Raw genomic sequence first — 19,837 nt, forward strand, 5'->3', positions numbered from 1 at the left:
TGCATCTGCTTGTTTCTGCGGGGTTTCCGGGAACAGGGGGATGCGCTCGGCGCATGCGGAACGGCTGCTTTCCACAACGGCAGGAAGGAACTTCTTAACCATCCTTGCCCTATTCGATTTGAGAAGCCATCGGCAATATCAATGACTGGGTTGCAGGTCTCATGCGTCTTTCCCGAACGACACTTTCGAATGCCCAACAAGGCGTCCAGCCGGAGGGTGATCTCGACCCCGAACAGGCGGCAGAAGAGGCCCGCCGGGCCGAGCAGATTGCTGCTCGCCGCGCGTTTCTGGAAGAGAAGATTCGCAATGCCCGCGAAGCCAAGCGCAAGGCGGAAGAGCAGCGTCGCGCAGACGAAAGGCGAGCTGCCGAAGAGCTGAGGCAGCGCACCGCCGCAGCACCTCCGCCGGTTGTGGAGGCACTGCAGGCGACCGCTGCCGCAAGCGAGCAGGAAATGCCCGTTCTGCCGCAGGGAATTTCCGCGGAAGATCTCGCATCGCCCGGCTGGCAGAACGCCTTCCTGATGGGCCCGAACGTGCGCTTCACCCGCACGCGCGAAAACGAGATCATCAGCCGTCGACCACCCGCCGAGCCGAAGCCCGAGATTCGGCCGGCGACCGCCGCACACGCTGCAATGCGGGTGATGGAGCCGCCTGTGGTCGAAGCATCCGCGGCCACCGCCGCAACGCCGACCCCGGCGCCAGCTGAGGCCATCGCCGTCCCGCCCGCGCCCGTGCGGCAGGACGAGTTCCATCTGCCGCCGCTCGAGGACATGCCGCTGGTGGTGGAAAGCTACATACCGACAGTAATTCAGAAATCTCCGGCAACCGAGCCGGACGCATTGGAGATGACCGTTATCGCTACCGCATTTTCGAAGGCTCCCGCGATCGCGCTGGATGCTTCCCCTGTTCAGTCAAGTGTTCCTCAGTCCGTAGCCGCGCCTGTGGTCGAGTCGCGTCTTGCCCATCTTTCCGATTTCGCCTTCTGGGATGCGATGCCGTTCGAAGGCGAGTTCGTTTCCGCCCTCAAGGGGGAGCCGAAGCATATCGCGGTGCCGTCCGTGCCTGAAGTCGATCCCGAAGCGATCATTGCGAAGTTTCGTGTCGTCGAGTGCCGCCGTCCGGCTGCAGCCCTCGCTGCGCAGCCCGTTGTCGAGCCGTCTCCGGCAGCCGAAATCGCCGCGCCTGCCGAAACCGTTTCCAGCCTGCCGGCGGCAGATATCAGCAATCCCGCCATGGACGAGCTTGCAGCACTGGAGGCCGCCGTTCTCGCTCCTGTCGTGGAGGCGGTGCCCGCGCTTATCGAAGCACCTGCGGCCGAGCCGCAGCCGCTGACGGAACCGGCCGCGACATTCGTGCCGCCTGCTTTCGTAACCGCCGTTTATGGAGCCGAAGCAGCGCCGGCTGCCGAAACTCGTCCCGCGCCGGTCATGGTCGTCGCCCCGATGCCGACGAAGGTTGCTGCCCCGGTTCCAGCCGAACCGATCGTCAAGGCAGCACCGACGATTCCCGCCGTGGAAGCCGCGGCCCAGCGCCTGATCGATGCACCGCCCTCGCGGATTTCGCCGCGCCGGCCCGCCTCCCTGACGCCGCCCGAGTGGCGCCCGATCGCCGTCACGGCTGATGGGGAATACGAATTTCCGCCGCGCGAATTGCTGCAGGAGCCCGTCGCCCGTTCCGGCGTGATCATGACGCAGGAGACGCTGGAGCAGAATGCCGGCCTGCTGGAAAGCGTGCTGGAGGACTTCGGCGTCAAGGGCGAGATCATTCATGTCCGTCCCGGCCCGGTCGTCACGCTTTATGAATTCGAGCCGGCGCCCGGAGTCAAATCCTCGCGCGTCATCAACCTTGCCGACGATATTGCCCGTTCGATGTCGGCTCTATCGGCGCGTGTCGCTGTCGTTCCTGGCCGCAACGTCATCGGCATCGAACTGCCGAACGTCAATCGCGAGACCGTCTACTTCCGCGAGATGATCGATTCGCCCGATTTCGAGAAGAGCGGCTACAAGCTCGCGCTCGGCCTCGGCAAGACCATCGGCGGCGAGCCCGTCATCGCCGAACTTGCGAAGATGCCGCATCTGCTCGTCGCCGGCACCACCGGCTCAGGTAAGTCCGTCGCCATCAACACGATGATCCTGTCGCTGCTCTATCGCATGACGCCGGAACAGTGCCGCCTCATCATGGTCGATCCGAAGATGCTGGAACTCTCCGTCTATGACGGTATTCCGCACCTCCTGACCCCCGTCGTCACCGATCCCAAGAAGGCCGTGATGGCGCTGAAGTGGGCGGTGCGCGAGATGGAGGATCGCTACAAGAAGATGTCGCGCCTCGGCGTGCGCAACATCGACGGCTACAACAGCCGCGTCGCTTCCGCCAAGGAAAAGGGCGAGACGATCCACGTCATGGTCCAGACCGGCTTCGACAAGGGCACCGGTGCCCCGATCGAGGAAAGCCAGGAAATGGACCTGACGCCGATGCCCTATATCGTCGTCATCGTCGACGAAATGGCCGACCTGATGATGGTCGCCGGCAAGGAGATCGAAGGCGCGATCCAGCGGCTGGCGCAGATGGCGCGCGCCGCCGGCATCCATCTCATCATGGCGACGCAGCGCCCCTCGGTCGACGTCATCACCGGCACGATCAAGGCGAACTTCCCGACGCGCATCTCCTTCCAGGTGACGTCGAAGATCGACAGCCGTACCATCCTCGGCGAGCAGGGTGCCGAGCAGCTCCTCGGCCAGGGCGACATGCTGCACATGGCCGGTGGCGGCCGCATCTCCCGCGTTCACGGCCCATTCGTTTCCGACGAGGAAGTCGAGAAGGTCGTCGCTCATCTGAAGCTACAGGGCCGTCCGGAATATCTCGATACGGTCACCGCCGACGAGGACGAAGAAGACGAGGAAGAAGATACGGCTGTCTTTGACAAGGGCGCGATTGCCTCGGAAGATGGCGACGATCTCTACGAACAGGCGATCAAGGTGGTCATGCGCGACAAGAAGTGCTCGACCTCCTACATCCAGCGCCGCCTCGGCATCGGCTACAACCGCGCCGCCTCGCTCGTCGAGCGCATGGAAAAGGACGGTCTGGTCGGCCCCGCCAACCATGTCGGCAAGCGCGAAATCATCACCGGCAACCGCAATGGCGGCGGCAATTCGGGTAATGACGACTTCGAGTGATCGGGCAGGGGGATGACGCGGGCTACAGTTATCGTGGAGAGCACGCACCCCCTCTGTCCCTTTCGGTACATCTCCCCCACAAGGGGGAGATTGGTAACTTGCAGTATCTAATCGCCGCAAATGAATATTCCGCCCGCAGAAACCAAAGCGCAGTGATTTAGCGAGGCGGTACCGCGCACTCCCAACGATCTCCCCCCTTGTGGGGGAGATGTCCCGAAAGGGACAGAGGGGGCCAGAGGCTCCGCATATTCAGAGCCGACTTCTCGTTGTATCAGGTCGATCCCATTTTCAGACACGCTCGAGCCTGATGTGCGGCATCGGCGGCAACTCGACCTGGATGGCGTCGTCAGGCTGCACGAGGCCGCCCTGCAGGACGATGCCCATGATGCCGGCCTTGCGGACCAGACCGCCATCGGCATCGCGATCGAGCACGGCATGCAGCAGGCCCTTTTGAAAATCGTCGATCTGTTTGCAGGGATTGCGTAGGCCCGTCACCTCGACAATTGCTTCCACACCGATATGCAGACGCGTGCCTTGTGGCAGGGAAAGCAGATCGATCCCCCTGGTCGAGATATTCTCGCCCATGTCGCCCGGAGCAACCGAAAATCCCTTCTCCGTCAGTTCATCGAACAGCTCTTCGTGGATGATATGCACCTGGCGCAGATTGGGCTGCGTCGGATCGGCCGCGACGCGTGAGCGGTGCTTGACCGTGACGCCCATATGGGCGTCGCCTTCCACGCCAAGGCCGGTCAGCAGTCGAATGTGATCCTTGGTCTGCTTGCTGAAACCATGCACGCCGCTGCTACAGACCGACGTCACATATATGCGCTTGTCGCCCATGCCGAACCCTTCCATAAACAGTCTGGATCTCTATAAATTGGTGTATACCAATTTCACGGCGACAGAATTATGATGGACGAGACGGATCGACGGGGAGAAGGTGTAAAAACCGGTGGAGGCTGGTCGGCGGTGGCTGCCGAGCTGCGGAGCGCCATCGGTAAAGGCCGCCATGCCCCCGGCAGCCGCCTGCCGAGCGAGCGCGCCCTGTCCGAGCAGTTCGGTGTCTCCAGAGTAACGATGCGGCGCGCGATTGCCGAACTGGAGGGGGAGGGCTTGCTACGCGTGGCGCGGGGAAGCGGCGCCTATGTCCGGGCCGACATGCCCGTCCGTTTCCAGATGGGCGACAAGGTGCGCTTCAGCAAGGATCTGATCGCGACGGATGCAAACCTCACACGCAAGGTTCTCTCCGCCAGAGAAATTCCCGCGAACGCCGATCTTGCCGCGCGATTGAAACTGCAGCCGGGCGCGGCGGTGCTGGAAATGTGCGTGGTCGCCCATGCCGACGAACTTCCGGTCTCGGTCGTCATGCGCAGTTGCTCGGCGAAACGTTTTGCCGGTCTGGCGGAGAAATTTACTGCAATGGGTTCGTTCACGGCGGCGCTGAAAGAGTATGGCATCATGGACTATTGGCGCCGCTCCACAGACATCACCGCGCGCATGCCCACGGAAGTCGAGGCCCGCCTGCTGCAGCAATCGCGCCTCACGCCTGTCCTTGCCTATGCCGGCGAAGATATCGATGCCGATGGCACGATCGTTTCCTGCCAGATCGGCTGCTTCGCTTCCGAGCGGGTCGTCGTGACGGTCTAGGGTCAGACCTTCAAGACCTTGTCCGGATTCATGATCCCGGCCGGGTCGAAGGCTGTCTTGATCCGGCGCATCAGGTCGATCTCGATGTCCGGGCGGATGGACGCCAGCTCGTCACGCTTCAGCTGGCCGATGCCGTGCTCGGCGGAAATCGAGCCGCCATGCCGCAACACCAGCCCGTGCACGATCTCGTTGATCTCGCGCCAGCGACCGATAAACTCGGCCTTGTCTGCGCCGACGGGCTGCGAGATGTTGTAGTGGATATTGCCGTCGCCCATGTGACCGAAGGCGCAGACGCGCGCGCCCGGCATGGCGGCGACGACGGCTTTTTCAGCCTCCGCCATGAATTGCGGAATCTGCGCCACCGGCACCGAAACGTCGTGCTTGATCGAGCCGCCTTCCGGTTTCTGCGCGTCCGACATGCTCTCGCGCATGTGCCAGATGGCCTTCTGCTGCGTTTCGGAGCTGGCGATGGTCGCATCCTGGATCAGTCCGGCCTCATAGCCCTGTTCGAGCAGCGTCGACATCATCCGTTCGGCCGTCTCGGCCGAATCGGAGGTCGAGATGTCGATCAGAACATACCAGGGATGCGCCGTTTCCAGCGGGTCGCGCACGCCCGGAATATGCCGGGTGGTGAATTCGACGCCGATGCGCGGCATCAGCTCGAAGCCGGTCAGCGCCGTGCCGCACAGGCTGGAGGCGTTCTTGAACAGGGTCAGCGCGTCGTCTACCGATTGCAGCCCGGCAAAGGCCACCTGATGCCCGAGCGGCTGCGGAAAAAGCTTCAGCACCGCGCCGGTGATGACGCCGAGTGTGCCTTCGGCGCCGATGAAGAGATCGCGCAGATCGTAGCCGGTATTGTCCTTCTTCAGGCGGCGCAACCCGTTCCAGATCTCGCCCGTCGGCAGCACGACTTCGAGGCCGAGGCAGAGCTGGCGCATGTTGCCATAGGCGAGAACGGCGGTGCCGCCGGCATTGGTGGAAAGATTGCCGGCGATGCGGCAGGAGCCTTCGGAGCCGAGCGAAAGCGGAAACATGCGTCCATGCCCGGCTGCTGCCTTGTGAACATCCGCCAGGATGCAGCCGCCGTCGACAACAATCGTATTGCCGATGGGATCGATATCGCGGATGCGGTTCATGCGCTCCAGCGAGAGGATGATGTCGGAACCGCCCTCGCGCGGCGTCTGCCCGCCGACAAGGCCGGTATTGCCGGTCTGGGGAACGATCGCCGCACCTGTCTTGCTGGCGAGCTTGAGGATTGCCGATACCTCTTCCACCGAACCGGGCTTCAGCAGCATGGGCGAAGCGCCGTGATAGAGGCCTCTATTTTCCACAAGATGCGGTGCGATCTCCGCGGAGTCTCGCACGGCATGTTTTTCGCCGACGATGGCGGCGAAGCGATCGAGAAGGTCGGAAGAGGGGGCGGAGCTGCTCATGGCGTGTCCTTTGCCTGATGGTGTCGGGCTGATTTATTCTCTGGGCGCGGCCGCGCGGCGCAGCCGGTCGTTGATGGCCTCGCCGAGGCCCTCGTCGGGAATATGCGAAAAGGCGATGGTCGCTGCACCGGTCGCATCGGCGCGTTTCATGAAATCGAAGAGGTTTGCGGCGGCTTCGGAAAGATCGCCGGCGGGGCTTAAGTCCAGAACCGCAACGGCGTTTGCCAAGCCGGCGATGTCGGGCGTCCCGAAGCGGATCAACGCCTCGTTTGCGGAAACCTCCGTCGCGTCCAGCCGTACGGCCGCTCCCGGCGCATAATGCGAGGCCATCATACCGGGCGCCTCGATGGCCGCTGAGGCCTTCTTTTTGCGCTTCAGTTTCTTGCCGGCCACGCGCTCGATCTCGCTTGCCGCGAGACCGCCGGGCCGCAAGAGGCGCAGCTCGCCATCCTCGACCTTGACGATGGTCGATTCCACGCCGACGACCGAAGCGCCGGCATCGAGGATCAGCGTGATTCGCTCCCCGAGATCGTCATCGACATGGTCGGCGCTGGTGGCGCTGATCTTGCCCGACGTATTGGCGCTCGGCGCGGCAAGGGGACGGTCGAAGGCGCGGATCAGTTCGCCGGCAAAGCCCTGTGGCACGCGGATGCCGACCGTGTCGAGACCCGCAGTCGCCAGCGGATGGATGCCGCTATCGGGTCTGAGCGGCAGCACCAGCGTCAGCGGGCCGGGCCAGAAGGCTTCCGCGAGCTTGCGGGAGACGGGATCGAAGACCGCGTAGCGCTCGGCCATGGCAAGATCGCTCATATGGCAGATCAGCGGATTGAAGCGCGGACGCCCCTTCGTTTCGTAAATCCGGGTAATGGCGGCGGGGTTGGTGGCGTCGGCGGCAAGGCCGTAGACCGTCTCCGTCGGCAGGCCGATCGGCAGGCCCTCCGCAAGGGTTGCCGTTGCGACGTCTATCGCGGTCTGCGGATGTTCGAGAATATCTATGTGTCGTGCCATGGCCTGCCTGCTTGCAGTTCAGGCCGTTCTTATGCCCTTCGAGTTTTCGGATCAATCGTCAAAGCTGGCGAATGATGTCGCGAAGCTGCTCGTTGCGGGCGCCGAGCAAAAGAACGTTGCGGATGGCGATCTGCGGATCGTGGGTGTGGAACAGCACGCCGTTGCCGCGAATGTCGCGATTGATCGTCAGCTTCTTGTCTTCCGCCGCCTTGTCCGGATGGACGGCGACGGCGAAATACATCCGCGAATATTTCAGGCTGATGTCCTCGAAGAAGTTTTCTTCCTGGCCGATGCGGGCGAAGAAGTTGGCGATATAGAAGGCCCAGTTCACTTCCTGATATTGCGCGAACTGCGTGCGCGCGGCAGTGACGTGACAATAGCCGAGATGCGGCGTGTCCTTCAGCGTGTGATGAAAGATGAGCTTGGGAAAGCGAATGGATTTGTGGAAGCTGTTGAGCCGGTCATGGGTCTTTTCTCCAGCGCCCCTGAGCTTCAGCGCCGTGCGCTCGGCCACCTGTTCATGGCTGAGGTATTCCCGTTCTTCCGCCAGCCAATGCGCCCTGTTGCGGTTGATGCGGCCCGTGCGCAGGAATTCGCTGTGCCCCGTCGTCGGTGCCGCCGGCGCCGGTTCGGGGTCGGCGGGCTTCCCAGCGTCGAAATATCTGAGTTTGGCCATGCCGGATCTCGCTATAAAACTCTCTGGGCGAGAGGATAGATCACAGAGCTTGAGCCGGGCTTAACCGCGCCGGCCCGTCGGCCCCTCGAGGAGATGGAAGAACATGCCGGGAATTACCGATCTCACGCAGCTGCTTTCGAGCATGAAGCCTCATCTTGCCGAGGGTGAGTTCGCCTATTGCACCGTGCCGGCTTCGGCGTTGGGCGGCTACCTGTTTCTGGAGCCGATCGGGCTTTTCCGCGAGAAGGAGGGCGTGACGCTGATCCTTCCGGTGGAGATGGCGCGGCAGGCGGGGCTTCCGGCCGCTCCCGCGATGCGAATGATCACGCTCCAAGTCCACTCATCGCTGGAGGCGGTCGGCCTGACGGCGGCCTTCGCCGCGGCCCTGGGAAACGAGGGCATCAGCGCCAATGTCGTTGCCGCTTATTATCACGATCATATCTTCGTGCCGGCAGGCGATGCGGACCGCGCGATGGCCGCTCTGCTGGCGCTTTCCGCCGCCCAGCCACGCTCCTGAGCGCCGGCTGTCGAAAGGTACTGTCGCAATCAGAATAAAGCGTCATCGATGCGGTGCGGATAACGCATGCGTGCCTCTTCCCGCACAGGCGCATAAGAGGCTGAATTATCTTTCTATATTGGCGTTGTTCGCAACCGTCCGGTGCCCCCGTTTCGCCTGTCGCCAATTTCGAAGCCGATGTCGCATTGCAGCGCAGCCGCCGGCCGGGCGGAGAGCTATGATGCGATCAATCTCAAGGTGTCGTCCGTAGGGAGACGAAGAATTGGGAAGCCGGTCAAAACCCGGCGCTGCCCCCGCAACGGTGGTGGAGTGAGGCATGGCGAATAAAGCCACTGGGTCTGGACCGGCCTGGGAAGGTGCCATGTGGTCTTGGTGACAAGGCCGCTCCAGAGCCCGGAAACCAGCCTTGGGCACATATGATTGACTGACCGCGGCGGGCGGTCGGGACATTGCTTTCGGCCGTCTTCACGCGGTCACGCATGTCCTCCGCTCGCCTTCCGGTACTGCGCGAGGATAGGCGAATGGATATCAACAGCAATGTTCTGCGGCAATTGAAGAACCGCAGGCCGGGTTTCAGCCTGGAGCAACCCTTCTACACCGACCCGGACTACTTCAAGCTCGACATGGAGACGATCTACTATCGCGACTGGCTGTTCATCGGCCATGATTGCGAAGTGCCGCGCGCAGGCAATTATTTCACCGTCCAGATCGGCGATTATCCCGTTGTCATCGTTCGCGGCCGCGACCAGGTCATCCGCGCCTTCCACAATAGCTGTCGCCATCGCGGCTCGCGCGTCTGCACGACCGAGCGCGGCTCCTCGGCAAAGCTCGTCTGCCCCTATCACCAGTGGACCTACGAACTCGACGGCTCGCTGCTGTTCGCCCGCCAGATGGCCGAGGATTTCGACAAGAGCCAGTATTCGTTGAAGCCGGTCCATTGCGAAAGCGTCGCCGGCTATATCTTCATCTGCCTTGCAAAGAACGCACCGGATTTCGCCCCGGTCCGCGCCTCGATCGAGCCCTACATGGCGCCGCATCGCATCAGCGAAGCCAAGGTTGCCTTCCAGAGCACCATCATCGAGAAGGGCAACTGGAAGCTCGTCTGGGAAAACAACCGCGAATGCTATCATTGCGCGGCCAATCACCCCGAGCTTTGCCGCACCTTCCCGGAAGCGCCGACCGTGACCGGCGTGCAGGGTGCGATGAACGATCCGGTCATCGCCGAGCACTGGCAGCGCTGCGAAGCCGCCGGCCTGCCGAGCGAATTCAGGATCTCGCCCGATGGGCAGTTCCGCACCGCGCGCATGCCGCTGATCGAAGGGGCCGAGAGCTACACCATGTCCGGCCGGAACGCCGTCAGGCGGCCGCTCTCGTCCGACGTGACGATCAACGGCATCGGCACCATGCTGTTGTTCCATTACCCGACGACATGGAACCACCTGCTCGGCGACCACGCGATTTCCTTCCGCGTCCTGCCGATCAGCGCCGAGGAAACCGCCGTCACCACGAAGTGGCTCGTCCACAAGGATGCCGTCGAAGGTGTCGACTATAATCTGGAAGAGCTGACCCACGTCTGGACCGAAACCAACGATCAGGATCGCCGTATCGTCGAGGAAAATGCCTTCGGCATCCGCTCGCCGGCCTATGAGCCCGGTCCCTATTCGGAAATCCATGAAGGCGGCGTCATGCAGTTCGTCGAATGGTACACGACGTTCATGATCAACCGGCTGCAGGGCGACCAGGCCAAGCTGTCGGCGGTTGCCTGAGCATGAACATGACCGTCTCCCTTCCACATCGCCATCTCGATCAGATGCAGCCCTGGAGCGACAGGCAGCATCTGCTCGAATGCCTCTCGGTCACACCGGAGGCGCCCGATGTCATGACCTTTACCTTCGGGTCCGACAAGGACAACTGGTTCCGCTATTTGCCGGGCCAGTTCGTGACGCTGGAACTGCCGACGGCGCCGGAGCCGGTCATGCGCACCTATACGCTGTCGTCGACGCCGTCGCGGCCCTTTTCGGTGGCCGTGACGGTGAAGGCGCAGAAGGACAGCATCGGCACGCGCTGGATGTTCGAGAACCTGAAGCCCGGCATGCGGATCAAGGCTTTCGGCCCTCTTGGCGATTTCAGCCATGTCCGTCATCCCGGCGAAAAATATCTCTTCGTCTCTGCCGGCTCCGGCATCACGCCGATGATGTCGATGACCCGCTATATGTCCGACACGGCACCGCTGTCGGATATCACCTTCATCAATTGCTCGCGCGGCCCGGCCGACATCATCTTCCGCTCCGAGCTGGAATATCTCGCCCGTTTCATGCCGAACCTCAATCTCGGCCTCATCGTCGAGGGCTGCGGCCGCACCGATCTCTGGTCGGGGCTGAAGGGCCGTATCGACAAGGCCAAGATCGGCCTGCTGGCCCCCGATTTCATGGATCGCACGATTTTCTGCTGCGGCCCCGAGGTCTTCATGGACGCCGTCCGCTCCATGCTGGAAGCCCATGGCTTCGACATGAAACGCTACCATCAGGAGAGCTTCCAGCCGGCCAATGCCGCCACGCCGCTCGCGGAAGTGACGGACGACGCCTCGACGGAAGCCGCGACGATGATCCGCTTCACCATGGCCGGCAAGGATGTCGTCTGCGCGGCGGGGCAGACCGTGCTCCAGGCGGCGCGGGGCGCCGGCGTGCGTATCGGCGCGGCCTGCGAATCCGGCCTCTGCGGCACCTGCCGCGTGATGAAGCTTTCGGGCGAGGTCGAGATGAGCCACAATGGCGGCATCCTCGATGACGAGATCGACGAGGGCTATATCCTCGCCTGCTGCTCGCGCCCGAAGACGGATGTCCAGATCGAGGCCTAAAGCAAGTCCGAGCTGTCGCTATCGCGTTTCCGCTTTTCTTCGAACCGCGGAAATGCCCTATCCTTCTGCCTTCACGCAATTGCGAACGGAAAACCGCGACGCACTTCTCCTGGAATTGCTCTAGAAATCCTCGTAGTTCAGCTCGTTGATTTCGACCGGCTTCGTCGATGGCGGGGTGGACGCCGTGACGACGGTATCGATCATGAGCGAGATCAGCGGCTGCCGCGGCCCGCTGCACATGGATGCGAGCGCGATCGTCAGATCCGGCGCGGGCAGGGGCTTGGCCGGCAGGAGATCGCCCTGCGGCCAGATCTTGGCGAGCTGGATCTTCGTCATGGGCACGACGTTGACGTCGATATCGGTCAAGGTTCCCGGAACCCGATAGGGGCAGCTCTTCTCGGAACAATTGTCCGATGAAACGAACTGCCAGATGGCATAGCTGTCCCAGTTGCCGAGCGGGAACGTGCCCTTCACATCCGGCTTGTAGCGGGCATACCAGAGGGGTAGCCGCGACAGCAGCGGATAGGTGCCGCGATGATCGGCGATATATTGCGCCGTGTTGTGGTTGGTATAGAGGATCGGGTAACGCCCCGTCCTGATCTTGATATGGGCGACGAAAATCTGGGCATCGTCGAGCGACATGAATTGCGTGGTGTCCATCCCGTCTATGTCGAGCACCATCAGCTCGTCCGGTTGCGGATCGGCATAGTCGAGAAAATGGTTGGCCTGGTCGATTGGATTGCCGGGCCGTCCCAGATGATAGGCGCCCCATAACAGGCCATTCGTCTTTGCCAGCATGCGGCGGGTTTGAAACAGCTCGCGGCTGACGGCATATTTGCGCCACATCGTCTTACAATGGGCCACCGTGTCGCCGGCATGATCGCCGGTGCAACTGAAGCTTTCAGGAAGGCCGTCGGATGCCTTGGAGATGAAGCCGGCAATCCGCTTGTCCTGCAGAAACGCATTCCACTCGATGGTGTTCAGCTCGTAAGCATCGACGATGAGGGCGTTTTTCGGATCTGTCCAGGGTTGGTTCTCTCCGGCCGAAAGCTTGGAGACCGGCCCCATCAGAGCCAGGATCGTCAGGATGCTGCAAATCAGGAGCGTACTCTGCCGGTATCCTTTCATGAAATAATAGTAAGGATTGCTGGTTAATCTTGGGTTAAGAATGCAATCACTATAAATTCATCGTGGAGCCCCGCATAACTCCTTAAATTGGTAGGGATTTGAGGAACTAAATAACGTGTTGCCGCGTTTCTTGTCGATTATTCGGATATGCGACTAGGCAGGCAGCGAAACCTTGCTCGGGAAGCATTCCCGACATGAAACGCTATAGGCTTGATCACAAGTCGAACCAGGGAATGGAGATGAAAATGCTTGGTTTCCGTGCGAAAATTGCGACCATCGCGGTTACGGCGGCCGTCACTCTGACGAGTTTTGCGCCGTCTTTCGCCATGCAGATGCCCGCAGCCCCCGTCGCATCCGCGGACAAGGCCGCAGACGCCAACATCGAACAGGTTCAGTGGCGCCATCACGGCGGTTACTATCGCCGGGGCTGGTATGGCGGCTATCGCGGTTATCCGGGCTATCGCCACGGCTATCGCTATCACGACGGCTACTGGTTCCCGCTGGCCGCCTTCGGCGCCGGCGCCCTCATTGGCGGGGCGATTGCCAGCCAGCCGCGTTATTACGCTCCCGCACCTGCTCCGGGCGCCGGCATCAACCCGCGTCATATCGAATGGTGCGAGGCACGTTATCGTTCCTATCGCTCCTATGACAACACGTTCCAGCCCAATTCGGGTCCGCGCCGTCAGTGCTACTCGCCCTATTTCTAAGGGCATGGCAGGAATCATCGATGCAAAAGCCGTCCGGCCTCCGCCGGGCGGCTTTTTTCATCCCTTGCGGGGTATCAGAGGATGTTGACCCGCTTGAGGAGCCACCATGCCAGCAGCATGGATACGATGATGAAGCAGATGGCGTATCCGGTGCCGCTTGTTCCGCCCGACAGCGGCAGGCTCGATGTATTCATGCCGAAGAAGCCGGTCACAAGCGTTGGCGGAAGCAGGAATGCGGTCATGATCGACAGGATGTAGAGGTGCCGGTTGATCTCGGAAGAAAGCTTCGAATCGATTTCTTCGTGCAGCAGCCTGGCGCGCTCCTGTAGCGCATAGACATCGTGCTCGACCGCTTCCAGCCGGCCCGTCAGACGCCCGGCGACATCCTCGAAGCCGAGCGGCATCTCCTCGTCGTCGGAGGCGGCGGCGTGGCGCATCAGCGACAGGACCGTCCGCAAGTGGCGGTGCAGCCGCACGATCGTCCTCCGGATGGGCGGAAGCCGCGTGCGCTCGTCGCGCGACGTATTTCCGTGGACGAAATCCTCGATGACGTTCAGCTCTTCGCTGATCTCGATGACGACGGCGATCAATGTGCGCTGGAACTCGACCACCAGCAGCTCGAAAATATCGAGCGGGCGGGAAAATCTGCTCGCATTCTTCTCGACCAGCCCGCGTGCCCGATCCAGTCCGCGAAGCGGCTGCAGGCGGCTGGTGATGAGCATGCCGTCGGTCACTGCAAAGTGCAGCCAGCCGATATCGCGCGTGTCCTGCGCGAAGTCCCGCTGGAAATCGACCAGGGTGCCGAAGAGCATCTGCTCGTCGACGGTGATCGTCGCGTGCGTCTCGTGTGTCGTCAAAGCGATACGGGCGGCTTCGTTCAGCCCGGGCGCATCCTCGAGGAAAGCCGGGATACGGGCGTCCACCAGATTGAGGTGCAGCCAGAGGAAGCCCTCTTCCGCGAAAAGCGCCGAACGATCGGTATCGTCAGGCAGACGTTCCGGCTTGGCTGTTCCGGGACGGAGCCGATAGGCCCAGATGAAGCCGGGTATCGTATTGGCCGAGGTGAGCGTGTTCATGGCGGCATCATTCGCATTGTCTGAACAGTTGCCTTAGTCTTCGTTCATGACGATTGTTTATGCAAGGCCACCCTCCGACGGAATAAATGTTGAGCCCGGAAGCAATGCCGGCAAGCGTGCCGCGCCCGTAGGACGCATGGCCTCACCGGCTCACGCCAAGGTGGATGTGATTACCGGGGCTTTTGAAAAAATTGACGCTTACGTAAAAATAAAAATAACTGTAACAATACATCGCCGGCAGCCCGGGTGAGGCGAGCCGTCGGCACCACCAATGCGGAGGAAGCAGCATGTACAAGGCGCCTGTCGAAGAAATTGCATTCACGCTGAAGCACGTCGCCGGCATGGGACGTGCCATGGAGGAGGGCATTCTCGGCGATCTCAGCGCCGATGTCGTCGACGCCATCCTCTCGGAGGCGGGGCGCTTTGCCGGCGAGGAAATGGAGCCGCTTGCCGAAGTCGGCGACAGGCAGGGTGCAAGGCTGGTCGATGGCAAGGTGGTTCTTCCCGATGGCTGGGAGAAGCTCTATCGCGACTGGATCGCCGGCGGCTGGAACGGCTTGACCGCGCCGGAGGAATTCGGCGGACAGGGCCTGCCGCATATGCTGAATATCGCGACGCTGGAAATGTGGAATTCCGCTTCCATGGCATTCGGCCTGGCCCCGACGCTCACCATGGGGGCGGTCGAGGCGCTGATTGCGCATGGCAGCGACGATCTCAAGACGAAATATCTGGCAAAGCTCGTTTCCGGCGAGTGGTCCGGCACCATGAACCTGACGGAGCCGCACGCCGGCTCGGATGTCGGGGCGCTGCGGACGCGCGCCGAACGCCGTGACGACGGCACCTATCGCCTCTTCGGCCAGAAGATCTTCATCACCTGGGGCGATCATGAAGCGGCCGAGAACATCGTTCATTTCGTTCTCGCACGTCTGCCGGATGCGCCCGCCGGCACCCGTGGCATTTCGCTGTTCCTCGTGCCGAAATTTCTCGTGAACGACGATGGCTCGCTCGGTGCGCGCAACGACTATTTCGCCCATTCGCTCGAACACAAGCTCGGTATCCACGGTTCGCCGACCTGCACGATGATCTATGGCGATGGCAAGTACGGAGCAGACAAAGGCGCCGTCGCCTGGCTTGTCGGCGAGGAGAACAAGGGCCTCGCCTGCATGTTCACGATGATGAACAATGCCCGTCTGGCCGTTGGTATCCAGGGCGTGGCGATTGCCGAGGCCGCGACCCAAAAGGCCATCGCCTACGCCAGGGAACGCACGCAGGGCCGTGCGCCCGGCACGACGGCGTCCGGTATGAGCCCGATCATCGAACATCCCGATGTCGCGCGCATGCTGCTGACCATGAAGGCGCTGACACAGGGCTCGCGCGCGATCTGCTATGCTTGCGCCGAGGCGCTCGACATGTCGCATCGCGATCCGCAGAAGGGCCGTTACTGGCAGGAGCGCGCCGCATTGCTGACGCCGATCGCCAAGTCCTTTTCCACCGATGCCGGCGTCGATGTCGCCTCGCTCGGAATTCAGGTCCATGGCGGCATGGGCTTCATCGAGGAGACGGGTGCCGCACGCCTGCTGAGGGACGCGCGCATCGCGCCGATCTACGAAGGCACCAACGGTATCCAGGCCATCGATCTGGTGACACGCAAGCTGACGATCGCCAACGGCGACCATCTGCGCGGCTTCATTGCCGAGCTTCGCGAGATCGCCGAAGCCGTCGCCAAGTCCAATCTCGATGGCTTCGGAGAGACGGCGCCACGGCTGGAGGCGGCCATTGCCGATCTGGAAAAGGCAAGCGAGTGGCTTCTGTCGAAACAGGCGGAAGGCGCCGTCGCCGAGGCGCTGGCGGGTGCGACGCCTTATCAGCGGCTCTTCGGCCTTGTGCTGACGGGATCCTATCTGGCCAAGGGCAGCCTCGCCGATACCGGCGACGGCGAAGGGGGCAGGCGCATCGCGCTATGCCGCTTTGCTGCGGAGAACCTTCTGGCCGAAGCCGCCGCCCTCTCCGATCGTGTCGTCGCAGGGGCGTCCAGTCTTGAAGCCGCACGCGTCGCACTTGATTGAGGAGAAGCCATGACCGATCATATCCTTGTCGAACGTTCCGAAAGCGCCCCGCATATCCAGATCATCCGGTTCAATCGCCCGGACAAGAAGAATGCCATCACCCGCGCCATGTACCGGTCGATGACCGATGCGCTGAAGGACGCCGACGATACGCCGGATATCCGTGTCAATGTCTTCCTGGGGACCGAAGGCTGCTTCTCGGCCGGCAACGATCTGGCCGATTTCCTCGCCCTCTCCCAGAGCGGCGGTATGGGGCGCGAGATCGTCGATTTTCTGGTCGCACTGGCGAGTGCACGAAAGCCGGTGGTTTCGGGTGTGGATGGTCTGGCGATCGGCATCGGTACTACGCTTCACCTGCATTGCGACCTGACGGTCGCCTCCGATCGCAGCCTGTTCAAGACGCCTTTCGTCGATCTGGCCCTTGTCCCCGAGGCAGGATCGAGCCTGCTCGCCCCGCGCGTGATGGGGCACCAGCGCGCCTTCGCCCTGCTGGCTCTCGGCGAAGGCTTTTCCGCTGCGCAAGCCAGGGAGGCCGGCCTCGTCTGGAAGGTGACTGCACCGGATGCCGTCGAAGCCGAAACGCTGTCTCTGGCCGCCAAGCTCGCCGCCAAGCCGCCCGAGGCCCTTGCGATTGCGCGAAACCTCATGCGCGGCGCGCCGGATGCCGTGCTCAGCCGGATCAAGGAAGAGGCCGAGCAGTTCGCCGCACGGCTGCAAAGCGCCGAAGCCCGCGCGGCCTTCGAAGCCTTCCTGAAACGATGAACACCAATCCGCCCTCGTGGTTCGAGACGGCCTTTGGCCTCCTCACCATGAGGGCTGATCTCCGTGCCCGCCAGCGGTAGCCCTTCGGGTTTTGGCGACTTCACGGGTTTCGCCTGTCTTGATCATTTTCAAATCTGTAGAACTCCCCTGAGCTTGCCGAAGGGTGAGCTTGCCGAAGGGTGAGCTTGCCGAAGGGTGGCTAGCCGGGACGGCGCCCGGAAGCTTTGGCTGGCTTGAAACGCGATCGCCCCTCCACCCTCATGGTGAGGAGGCCCGAAGGGCCGTCTCGAACCACGAGGGTCGGCCCCTTAATCCCCGTTCTGTTTGCTTTCCGCCATTCCTCGTCGCGATAAACCAGGCAATGCCTCGTAGTCGAGCGCTATCAGCGCCTCTTTCTTCCGGCGCGACCAGCCCTTGATTTGCTGCTCGCGGGCGATGGCGTCGATGATACGGTCATAGACTTCCTGGAACACCAGTTCGACCGGCCGGCGCTTGGCGGTATAGCCATCGTAGATGCCGGCATTGTGCTCCCAGACGCGCGCCTCAATCGGCTGTTTGGTCAGGCCGGTGTAATAGGAGCCATCGCGACAGCGAAGGATGTAGACGGTGACTTCCATGGCGGATCTCGCGAGCAGGGAATGAATAGTCCACTACCATTTGGTGTGTCGCGCAATCAATTCTTTTCCGTCATCCGCCCTCGTGGTTCGAGACGGCCTTTGGCCTCCTCACCATGAGGGTCGGCCTTACTTCTCCAGGGCCGCGACCACCTCGACATGCGAGGTCCACAGGAACTGGTCGATCGGTGTTACCCGCGTAATGCGATAGCCGCCTTCGACCAGCAATGCCAGATCGCGGGCGAGCGTCAGCGGGTTGCAGGAGACGGCGACGATCTTCTTGACCTGGGAGCGGGCAAGCTCCTTGCATTGGAATTCGGCGCCGGCGCGTGGCGGATCGAAGACGACGGCGTCGTAGGCTTTCAGTTCCTGCGCCATTAACGGCCGGCGAAAGAGGTCGCGGCGTTCGACGGTGACGGGCTTCAGCCCTTGGGTGTTGCGGGCAGCCTGGTCTAGCGCCGCCAGCGGCTTGGCTTCCCCTTCTACCGCATGCACCCGTCCGATCCGCGCCAGACGAAGCGAGAAGGTGCCGCTGCCGGCAAAAAGATCGGCGATGCGCTTCGCCTTGCCGACGTGGGTTGCGACCAGCTCGGCCATGGCATCCTCTGCCTGCTTGGTCGCCTGCGTGAAGGCGCCCGGCGGCGGCGAGACCTGCACGCCGCCGAAATCGACGATTGGCTTCACCGGTTCGACCAGGATTTCACCGTTCAGCGACAGGCGGGCGATGCCGCGAAGCGACAGCACGGTTTCGATCGTGCTGCGGCGCTGCTTGTCCGAAAGCGACTTGATGCCGTCGACGGCGAGGTCGAGACCGGTCGGCGTTTCCAGCACCGAGATGCGGAAAGCCTCGGCATTGACGGCAAGAGCCGCCGCAATGGTCTTGATCGCCGGCAAGCGGGCCATGATGCCGGACGAGGCGATGGGACATTCCTCGATGGCGACGATGTGGTGGCTTTCGGCCTGGTTGAAGCCGATGAGCATCTCTTTTTCGGTTTTCCGCGCGGCGAAGACCACCCTGCGTCGCTCGCCCGGATGAGCTGCGACGATATCGTCCACTTCGGGCGTCAAACCCTTGGAGCGCAGAGCATCGACGACCAGCTGCCGCTTGAAGGCACGATAGGGAGCGTCGGCATAATGCTGCAGCGTGCAGCCGCCGCAGGTGCCGTTGACGCCGTGTGGCCCGAAGTGCCGACAGTGCGGTTCCTGGCGATTCGGCGAGGCCGATGCGATCGACATCAGCGTGCCCTGGTTCTTGACCCGCGCGATGGCGACGTTTTCGCCCGGCAGCGTGAAGGGCACGTAGATCGGCCCGTCCGCGCCCTGCGCAATGCCGTCGCCTTGGGCGCCGAGCTTCTGGATAATGACGTTTTCGGTGCTCATGGCTTGATCCCTGCGAGAAGAAATTCCTGGTTGCCGTCGCCGCCTGTTATCGGCGAGGCGATGAGGCCGAGGCTCTGCCAGCCCATGTCTTCGGTAAACCAGCGCTCGAGCTGGGCCGCAACCGCCGGAGCGGAGGAGGGGTCCTTCAAAAGGCCGGCCTTGCCGATCGCATCGCGCCCGGCCTCGAATTGAGGCTTCACCAGCAAGGCAGCCCGCGCGCCGGGCTCGGCAAGCGCAAGGGCGGGCGCCAGGGCCAGCTTCAGCGAAATGAAGGAGACATCGGAAACGACGAAGGAAAAAGATCCGCCGATATCCTCAGCCGTCAGGTTACGCGCGTTCAGGCCCTCGATGTTGGTCACGCGCGGATCGGCCGATATGCGTGGATGCATCTGGCCGTGGCCGACGTCGATCGCCGTGACATGGGCCGCGCCCCGCTCAAGCAGCACCTCGGTAAAACCGCCTGTCGATGCGCCGACATCGAGACAGCGCCGCCCCTGCGGATCGAGGCCGAAATGGTCGAGCGCCGCCACCAGTTTCAACGCCGCGCGCGAAACGTAATCCTGCGCCGGGTCGTCGATGCCGATCTTTGCATCTTCGGCAAACAGCGCGCCCGGCTTGGTCACGACCTTGCCGTCCACCGTCACCGTGCCGCGCTGGATCGCATCGCGCGCGCGCGATCGGCTGGCGAAGAGCGAGAGGCTGACAAGGAGCTGGTCGAGGCGTTGCGGTTCTGACATCGGCTGTCCATGCCGGGCATTGGAATATGTTGCAAGCCTTTTATGCTGATATCGGC

Annotated in this window: 17 protein-coding genes and 1 riboswitch; of the genes, 8 read left to right on the forward strand and 9 right to left on the reverse strand. The window is 62.4% G+C overall.

All coding sequences use genetic code 11. From position 1 onward, the window contains the following. Positions 1-845: 845 nt before the first annotated feature. Positions 846-3,173 (forward strand): DNA translocase FtsK, encoded by a 2,328-nt coding sequence (locus ACJJVH_RS02055; protein WP_412065209.1) that lies wholly within the window; start codon positions 846-848, stop codon positions 3,171-3,173. A gap of 288 nt (positions 3,174-3,461) precedes the next feature. On the opposite strand, the gene ACJJVH_RS02060 is transcribed toward ACJJVH_RS02055, so the two are convergent. Beyond that, a complete protein-coding gene (locus tag ACJJVH_RS02060; protein WP_412064629.1) occupies positions 3,462-4,013 on the reverse strand; it encodes an MOSC domain-containing protein in 552 nt (183 codons plus the stop codon). A 69-nt stretch (positions 4,014-4,082) separates the two neighbouring features. Between ACJJVH_RS02060 and phnF the strand changes: the two genes are divergently transcribed. Continuing rightward, positions 4,083-4,820: a phosphonate metabolism transcriptional regulator PhnF gene (gene phnF / locus ACJJVH_RS02065; RefSeq protein WP_412064630.1), complete on the forward strand. Its 738-nt coding sequence runs from the start codon at positions 4,083-4,085 to the stop codon at positions 4,818-4,820. A 2-nt stretch (positions 4,821-4,822) separates the two neighbouring features. Here phnF and ACJJVH_RS02070 read toward each other — a convergent pair whose 3' ends face one another. Genes ACJJVH_RS02070 through ACJJVH_RS02080 form a run of 3 tightly spaced genes read right to left on the reverse strand, consistent with a single transcriptional unit; the run spans position 4,823 to position 7,937 of the window. Then, the gene (locus ACJJVH_RS02070) at positions 4,823-6,253 is read right to left on the reverse strand and encodes an FAD-binding oxidoreductase (protein WP_412064631.1); all 1,431 of its coding nucleotides are present in this window, start codon (positions 6,251-6,253) and stop codon (positions 4,823-4,825) included. Between the two features lie 33 nt (positions 6,254-6,286). Next, positions 6,287-7,261 carry an L-threonylcarbamoyladenylate synthase gene (locus ACJJVH_RS02075; RefSeq protein WP_412064632.1) on the reverse strand — a complete coding sequence of 325 codons (975 nt, stop codon included), beginning with the start codon at positions 7,259-7,261 and terminating at the stop codon, positions 6,287-6,289. A gap of 58 nt (positions 7,262-7,319) precedes the next feature. Beyond that, positions 7,320-7,937 carry a DUF6656 family protein gene (locus ACJJVH_RS02080; RefSeq protein ID WP_112804160.1) on the reverse strand — a complete coding sequence of 206 codons (618 nt, stop codon included), beginning with the start codon at positions 7,935-7,937 and terminating at the stop codon, positions 7,320-7,322. Between the two features lie 103 nt (positions 7,938-8,040). Here ACJJVH_RS02080 and ACJJVH_RS02085 point away from each other — a divergent pair, with 103 nt between their 5' ends. From ACJJVH_RS02085 to ACJJVH_RS02095, 3 genes are all read left to right on the forward strand, one after another. Continuing rightward, complete coding sequence (locus ACJJVH_RS02085) at positions 8,041-8,454, forward strand: ACT domain-containing protein (protein WP_113370406.1); 414 nt, start codon at positions 8,041-8,043, stop codon at positions 8,452-8,454. Between the two features lie 218 nt (positions 8,455-8,672). Continuing rightward, positions 8,673-8,878, forward strand: a riboswitch (cobalamin riboswitch). 97 nt (positions 8,879-8,975) lie between these two features. Further along, complete coding sequence (locus ACJJVH_RS02090) at positions 8,976-10,220, forward strand: aromatic ring-hydroxylating oxygenase subunit alpha (protein ID WP_412064633.1); 1,245 nt, start codon at positions 8,976-8,978, stop codon at positions 10,218-10,220. Positions 10,221-10,222: 2 nt separating this feature from the next. Then, a complete protein-coding gene (locus ACJJVH_RS02095) occupies positions 10,223-11,311 on the forward strand; it encodes a 2Fe-2S iron-sulfur cluster-binding protein (RefSeq protein WP_412064634.1) in 1,089 nt (362 codons plus the stop codon). 120 nt (positions 11,312-11,431) lie between these two features. On the opposite strand, the gene ACJJVH_RS02100 is transcribed toward ACJJVH_RS02095, so the two are convergent. After that, complete coding sequence (locus ACJJVH_RS02100; RefSeq protein WP_112804164.1) at positions 11,432-12,439, reverse strand: GH25 family lysozyme; 1,008 nt, start codon at positions 12,437-12,439, stop codon at positions 11,432-11,434. Positions 12,440-12,684: 245 nt separating this feature from the next. Here ACJJVH_RS02100 and ACJJVH_RS02105 point away from each other — a divergent pair, with 245 nt between their 5' ends. Continuing rightward, on the forward strand, positions 12,685-13,146 hold the full coding sequence (locus ACJJVH_RS02105; RefSeq protein WP_112804181.1) for a BA14K family protein: 462 nt from the start codon (positions 12,685-12,687) through the stop codon (positions 13,144-13,146). A gap of 74 nt (positions 13,147-13,220) precedes the next feature. Here ACJJVH_RS02105 and ACJJVH_RS02110 read toward each other — a convergent pair whose 3' ends face one another. Next, positions 13,221-14,222, reverse strand: a complete 1,002-nt coding sequence (locus tag ACJJVH_RS02110) for a transporter (protein ID WP_112804165.1) — start codon at positions 14,220-14,222, stop codon at positions 13,221-13,223. A 287-nt stretch (positions 14,223-14,509) separates the two neighbouring features. Between ACJJVH_RS02110 and ACJJVH_RS02115 the strand changes: the two genes are divergently transcribed. After that, entirely contained in the window at positions 14,510-16,288 is a 1,779-nt protein-coding gene (locus tag ACJJVH_RS02115; protein ID WP_412064635.1) for an acyl-CoA dehydrogenase, read from the forward strand. A 9-nt stretch (positions 16,289-16,297) separates the two neighbouring features. Beyond that, a complete protein-coding gene (locus ACJJVH_RS02120) occupies positions 16,298-17,050 on the forward strand; it encodes a crotonase/enoyl-CoA hydratase family protein (protein ID WP_113355970.1) in 753 nt (250 codons plus the stop codon). Positions 17,051-17,358: 308 nt separating this feature from the next. Here the strand turns inward: ACJJVH_RS02120 and ACJJVH_RS02125 are convergent, their stop codons facing one another. The 3 genes from ACJJVH_RS02125 to ACJJVH_RS02135 all read right to left on the reverse strand — a co-directional run bounded on the left by ACJJVH_RS02125 (position 17,359) and on the right by ACJJVH_RS02135 (position 19,781). Continuing rightward, a complete protein-coding gene (locus ACJJVH_RS02125; RefSeq protein ID WP_412064636.1) occupies positions 17,359-17,667 on the reverse strand; it encodes a GIY-YIG nuclease family protein in 309 nt (102 codons plus the stop codon). A 126-nt stretch (positions 17,668-17,793) separates the two neighbouring features. After that, positions 17,794-19,044, reverse strand: coding sequence for a class I SAM-dependent RNA methyltransferase (locus tag ACJJVH_RS02130; RefSeq protein WP_412064637.1), 1,251 nt, complete (start codon positions 19,042-19,044; stop codon positions 17,794-17,796). Next, positions 19,041-19,781, reverse strand: a complete 741-nt coding sequence (locus tag ACJJVH_RS02135) for a TlyA family RNA methyltransferase (protein ID WP_112804169.1) — start codon at positions 19,779-19,781, stop codon at positions 19,041-19,043. The genes ACJJVH_RS02130 and ACJJVH_RS02135 overlap by 4 nt, the downstream gene beginning before the upstream one ends. Positions 19,782-19,837: the final 56 nt, after the last annotated feature.

Origin of the sequence: Rhizobium sp. SYY.PMSO, from assembly GCF_046840415.1 — a bacterium.
Classification (GTDB): domain Bacteria; phylum Pseudomonadota; class Alphaproteobacteria; order Rhizobiales; family Rhizobiaceae; genus Rhizobium.

Excerpts from the sequence above, each read along its gene's own strand:
- ACJJVH_RS02080 (WP_112804160.1), bottom strand. The coding sequence starts at position 7,937 with ATGGCCAAACTCAGATATTTCGACGCTGGGAAGCCCGCCGACCCCGAA.
- ACJJVH_RS02055 (WP_412065209.1), top strand. The coding sequence starts at position 846 with ATGACCGTTATCGCTACCGCATTTTCGAAGGCTCCCGCGATCGCGCTG.
- ACJJVH_RS02125 (WP_412064636.1), bottom strand. The coding sequence starts at position 17,667 with ATGGAAGTCACCGTCTACATCCTTCGCTGTCGCGATGGCTCCTATTAC.
- ACJJVH_RS02090 (WP_412064633.1), top strand. The coding sequence starts at position 8,976 with ATGGATATCAACAGCAATGTTCTGCGGCAATTGAAGAACCGCAGGCCG.
- ACJJVH_RS02060 (WP_412064629.1), bottom strand. The coding sequence starts at position 4,013 with ATGGGCGACAAGCGCATATATGTGACGTCGGTCTGTAGCAGCGGCGTG.
- ACJJVH_RS02095 (WP_412064634.1), top strand. The coding sequence starts at position 10,223 with ATGAACATGACCGTCTCCCTTCCACATCGCCATCTCGATCAGATGCAG.
- ACJJVH_RS02075 (WP_412064632.1), bottom strand. The coding sequence starts at position 7,261 with ATGGCACGACACATAGATATTCTCGAACATCCGCAGACCGCGATAGAC.
- ACJJVH_RS02100 (WP_112804164.1), bottom strand. The coding sequence starts at position 12,439 with ATGAAAGGATACCGGCAGAGTACGCTCCTGATTTGCAGCATCCTGACG.
- ACJJVH_RS02130 (WP_412064637.1), bottom strand. The coding sequence starts at position 19,044 with ATGAGCACCGAAAACGTCATTATCCAGAAGCTCGGCGCCCAAGGCGAC.
- ACJJVH_RS02120 (WP_113355970.1), top strand. The coding sequence starts at position 16,298 with ATGACCGATCATATCCTTGTCGAACGTTCCGAAAGCGCCCCGCATATC.
- ACJJVH_RS02115 (WP_412064635.1), top strand. The coding sequence starts at position 14,510 with ATGTACAAGGCGCCTGTCGAAGAAATTGCATTCACGCTGAAGCACGTC.
- ACJJVH_RS02070 (WP_412064631.1), bottom strand. The coding sequence starts at position 6,253 with ATGAGCAGCTCCGCCCCCTCTTCCGACCTTCTCGATCGCTTCGCCGCC.
- ACJJVH_RS02135 (WP_112804169.1), bottom strand. The coding sequence starts at position 19,781 with ATGTCAGAACCGCAACGCCTCGACCAGCTCCTTGTCAGCCTCTCGCTC.
- ACJJVH_RS02110 (WP_112804165.1), bottom strand. The coding sequence starts at position 14,222 with ATGAACACGCTCACCTCGGCCAATACGATACCCGGCTTCATCTGGGCC.
- ACJJVH_RS02105 (WP_112804181.1), top strand. The coding sequence starts at position 12,685 with ATGCTTGGTTTCCGTGCGAAAATTGCGACCATCGCGGTTACGGCGGCC.
- phnF (WP_412064630.1), top strand. The coding sequence starts at position 4,083 with ATGATGGACGAGACGGATCGACGGGGAGAAGGTGTAAAAACCGGTGGA.
- ACJJVH_RS02085 (WP_113370406.1), top strand. The coding sequence starts at position 8,041 with ATGCCGGGAATTACCGATCTCACGCAGCTGCTTTCGAGCATGAAGCCT.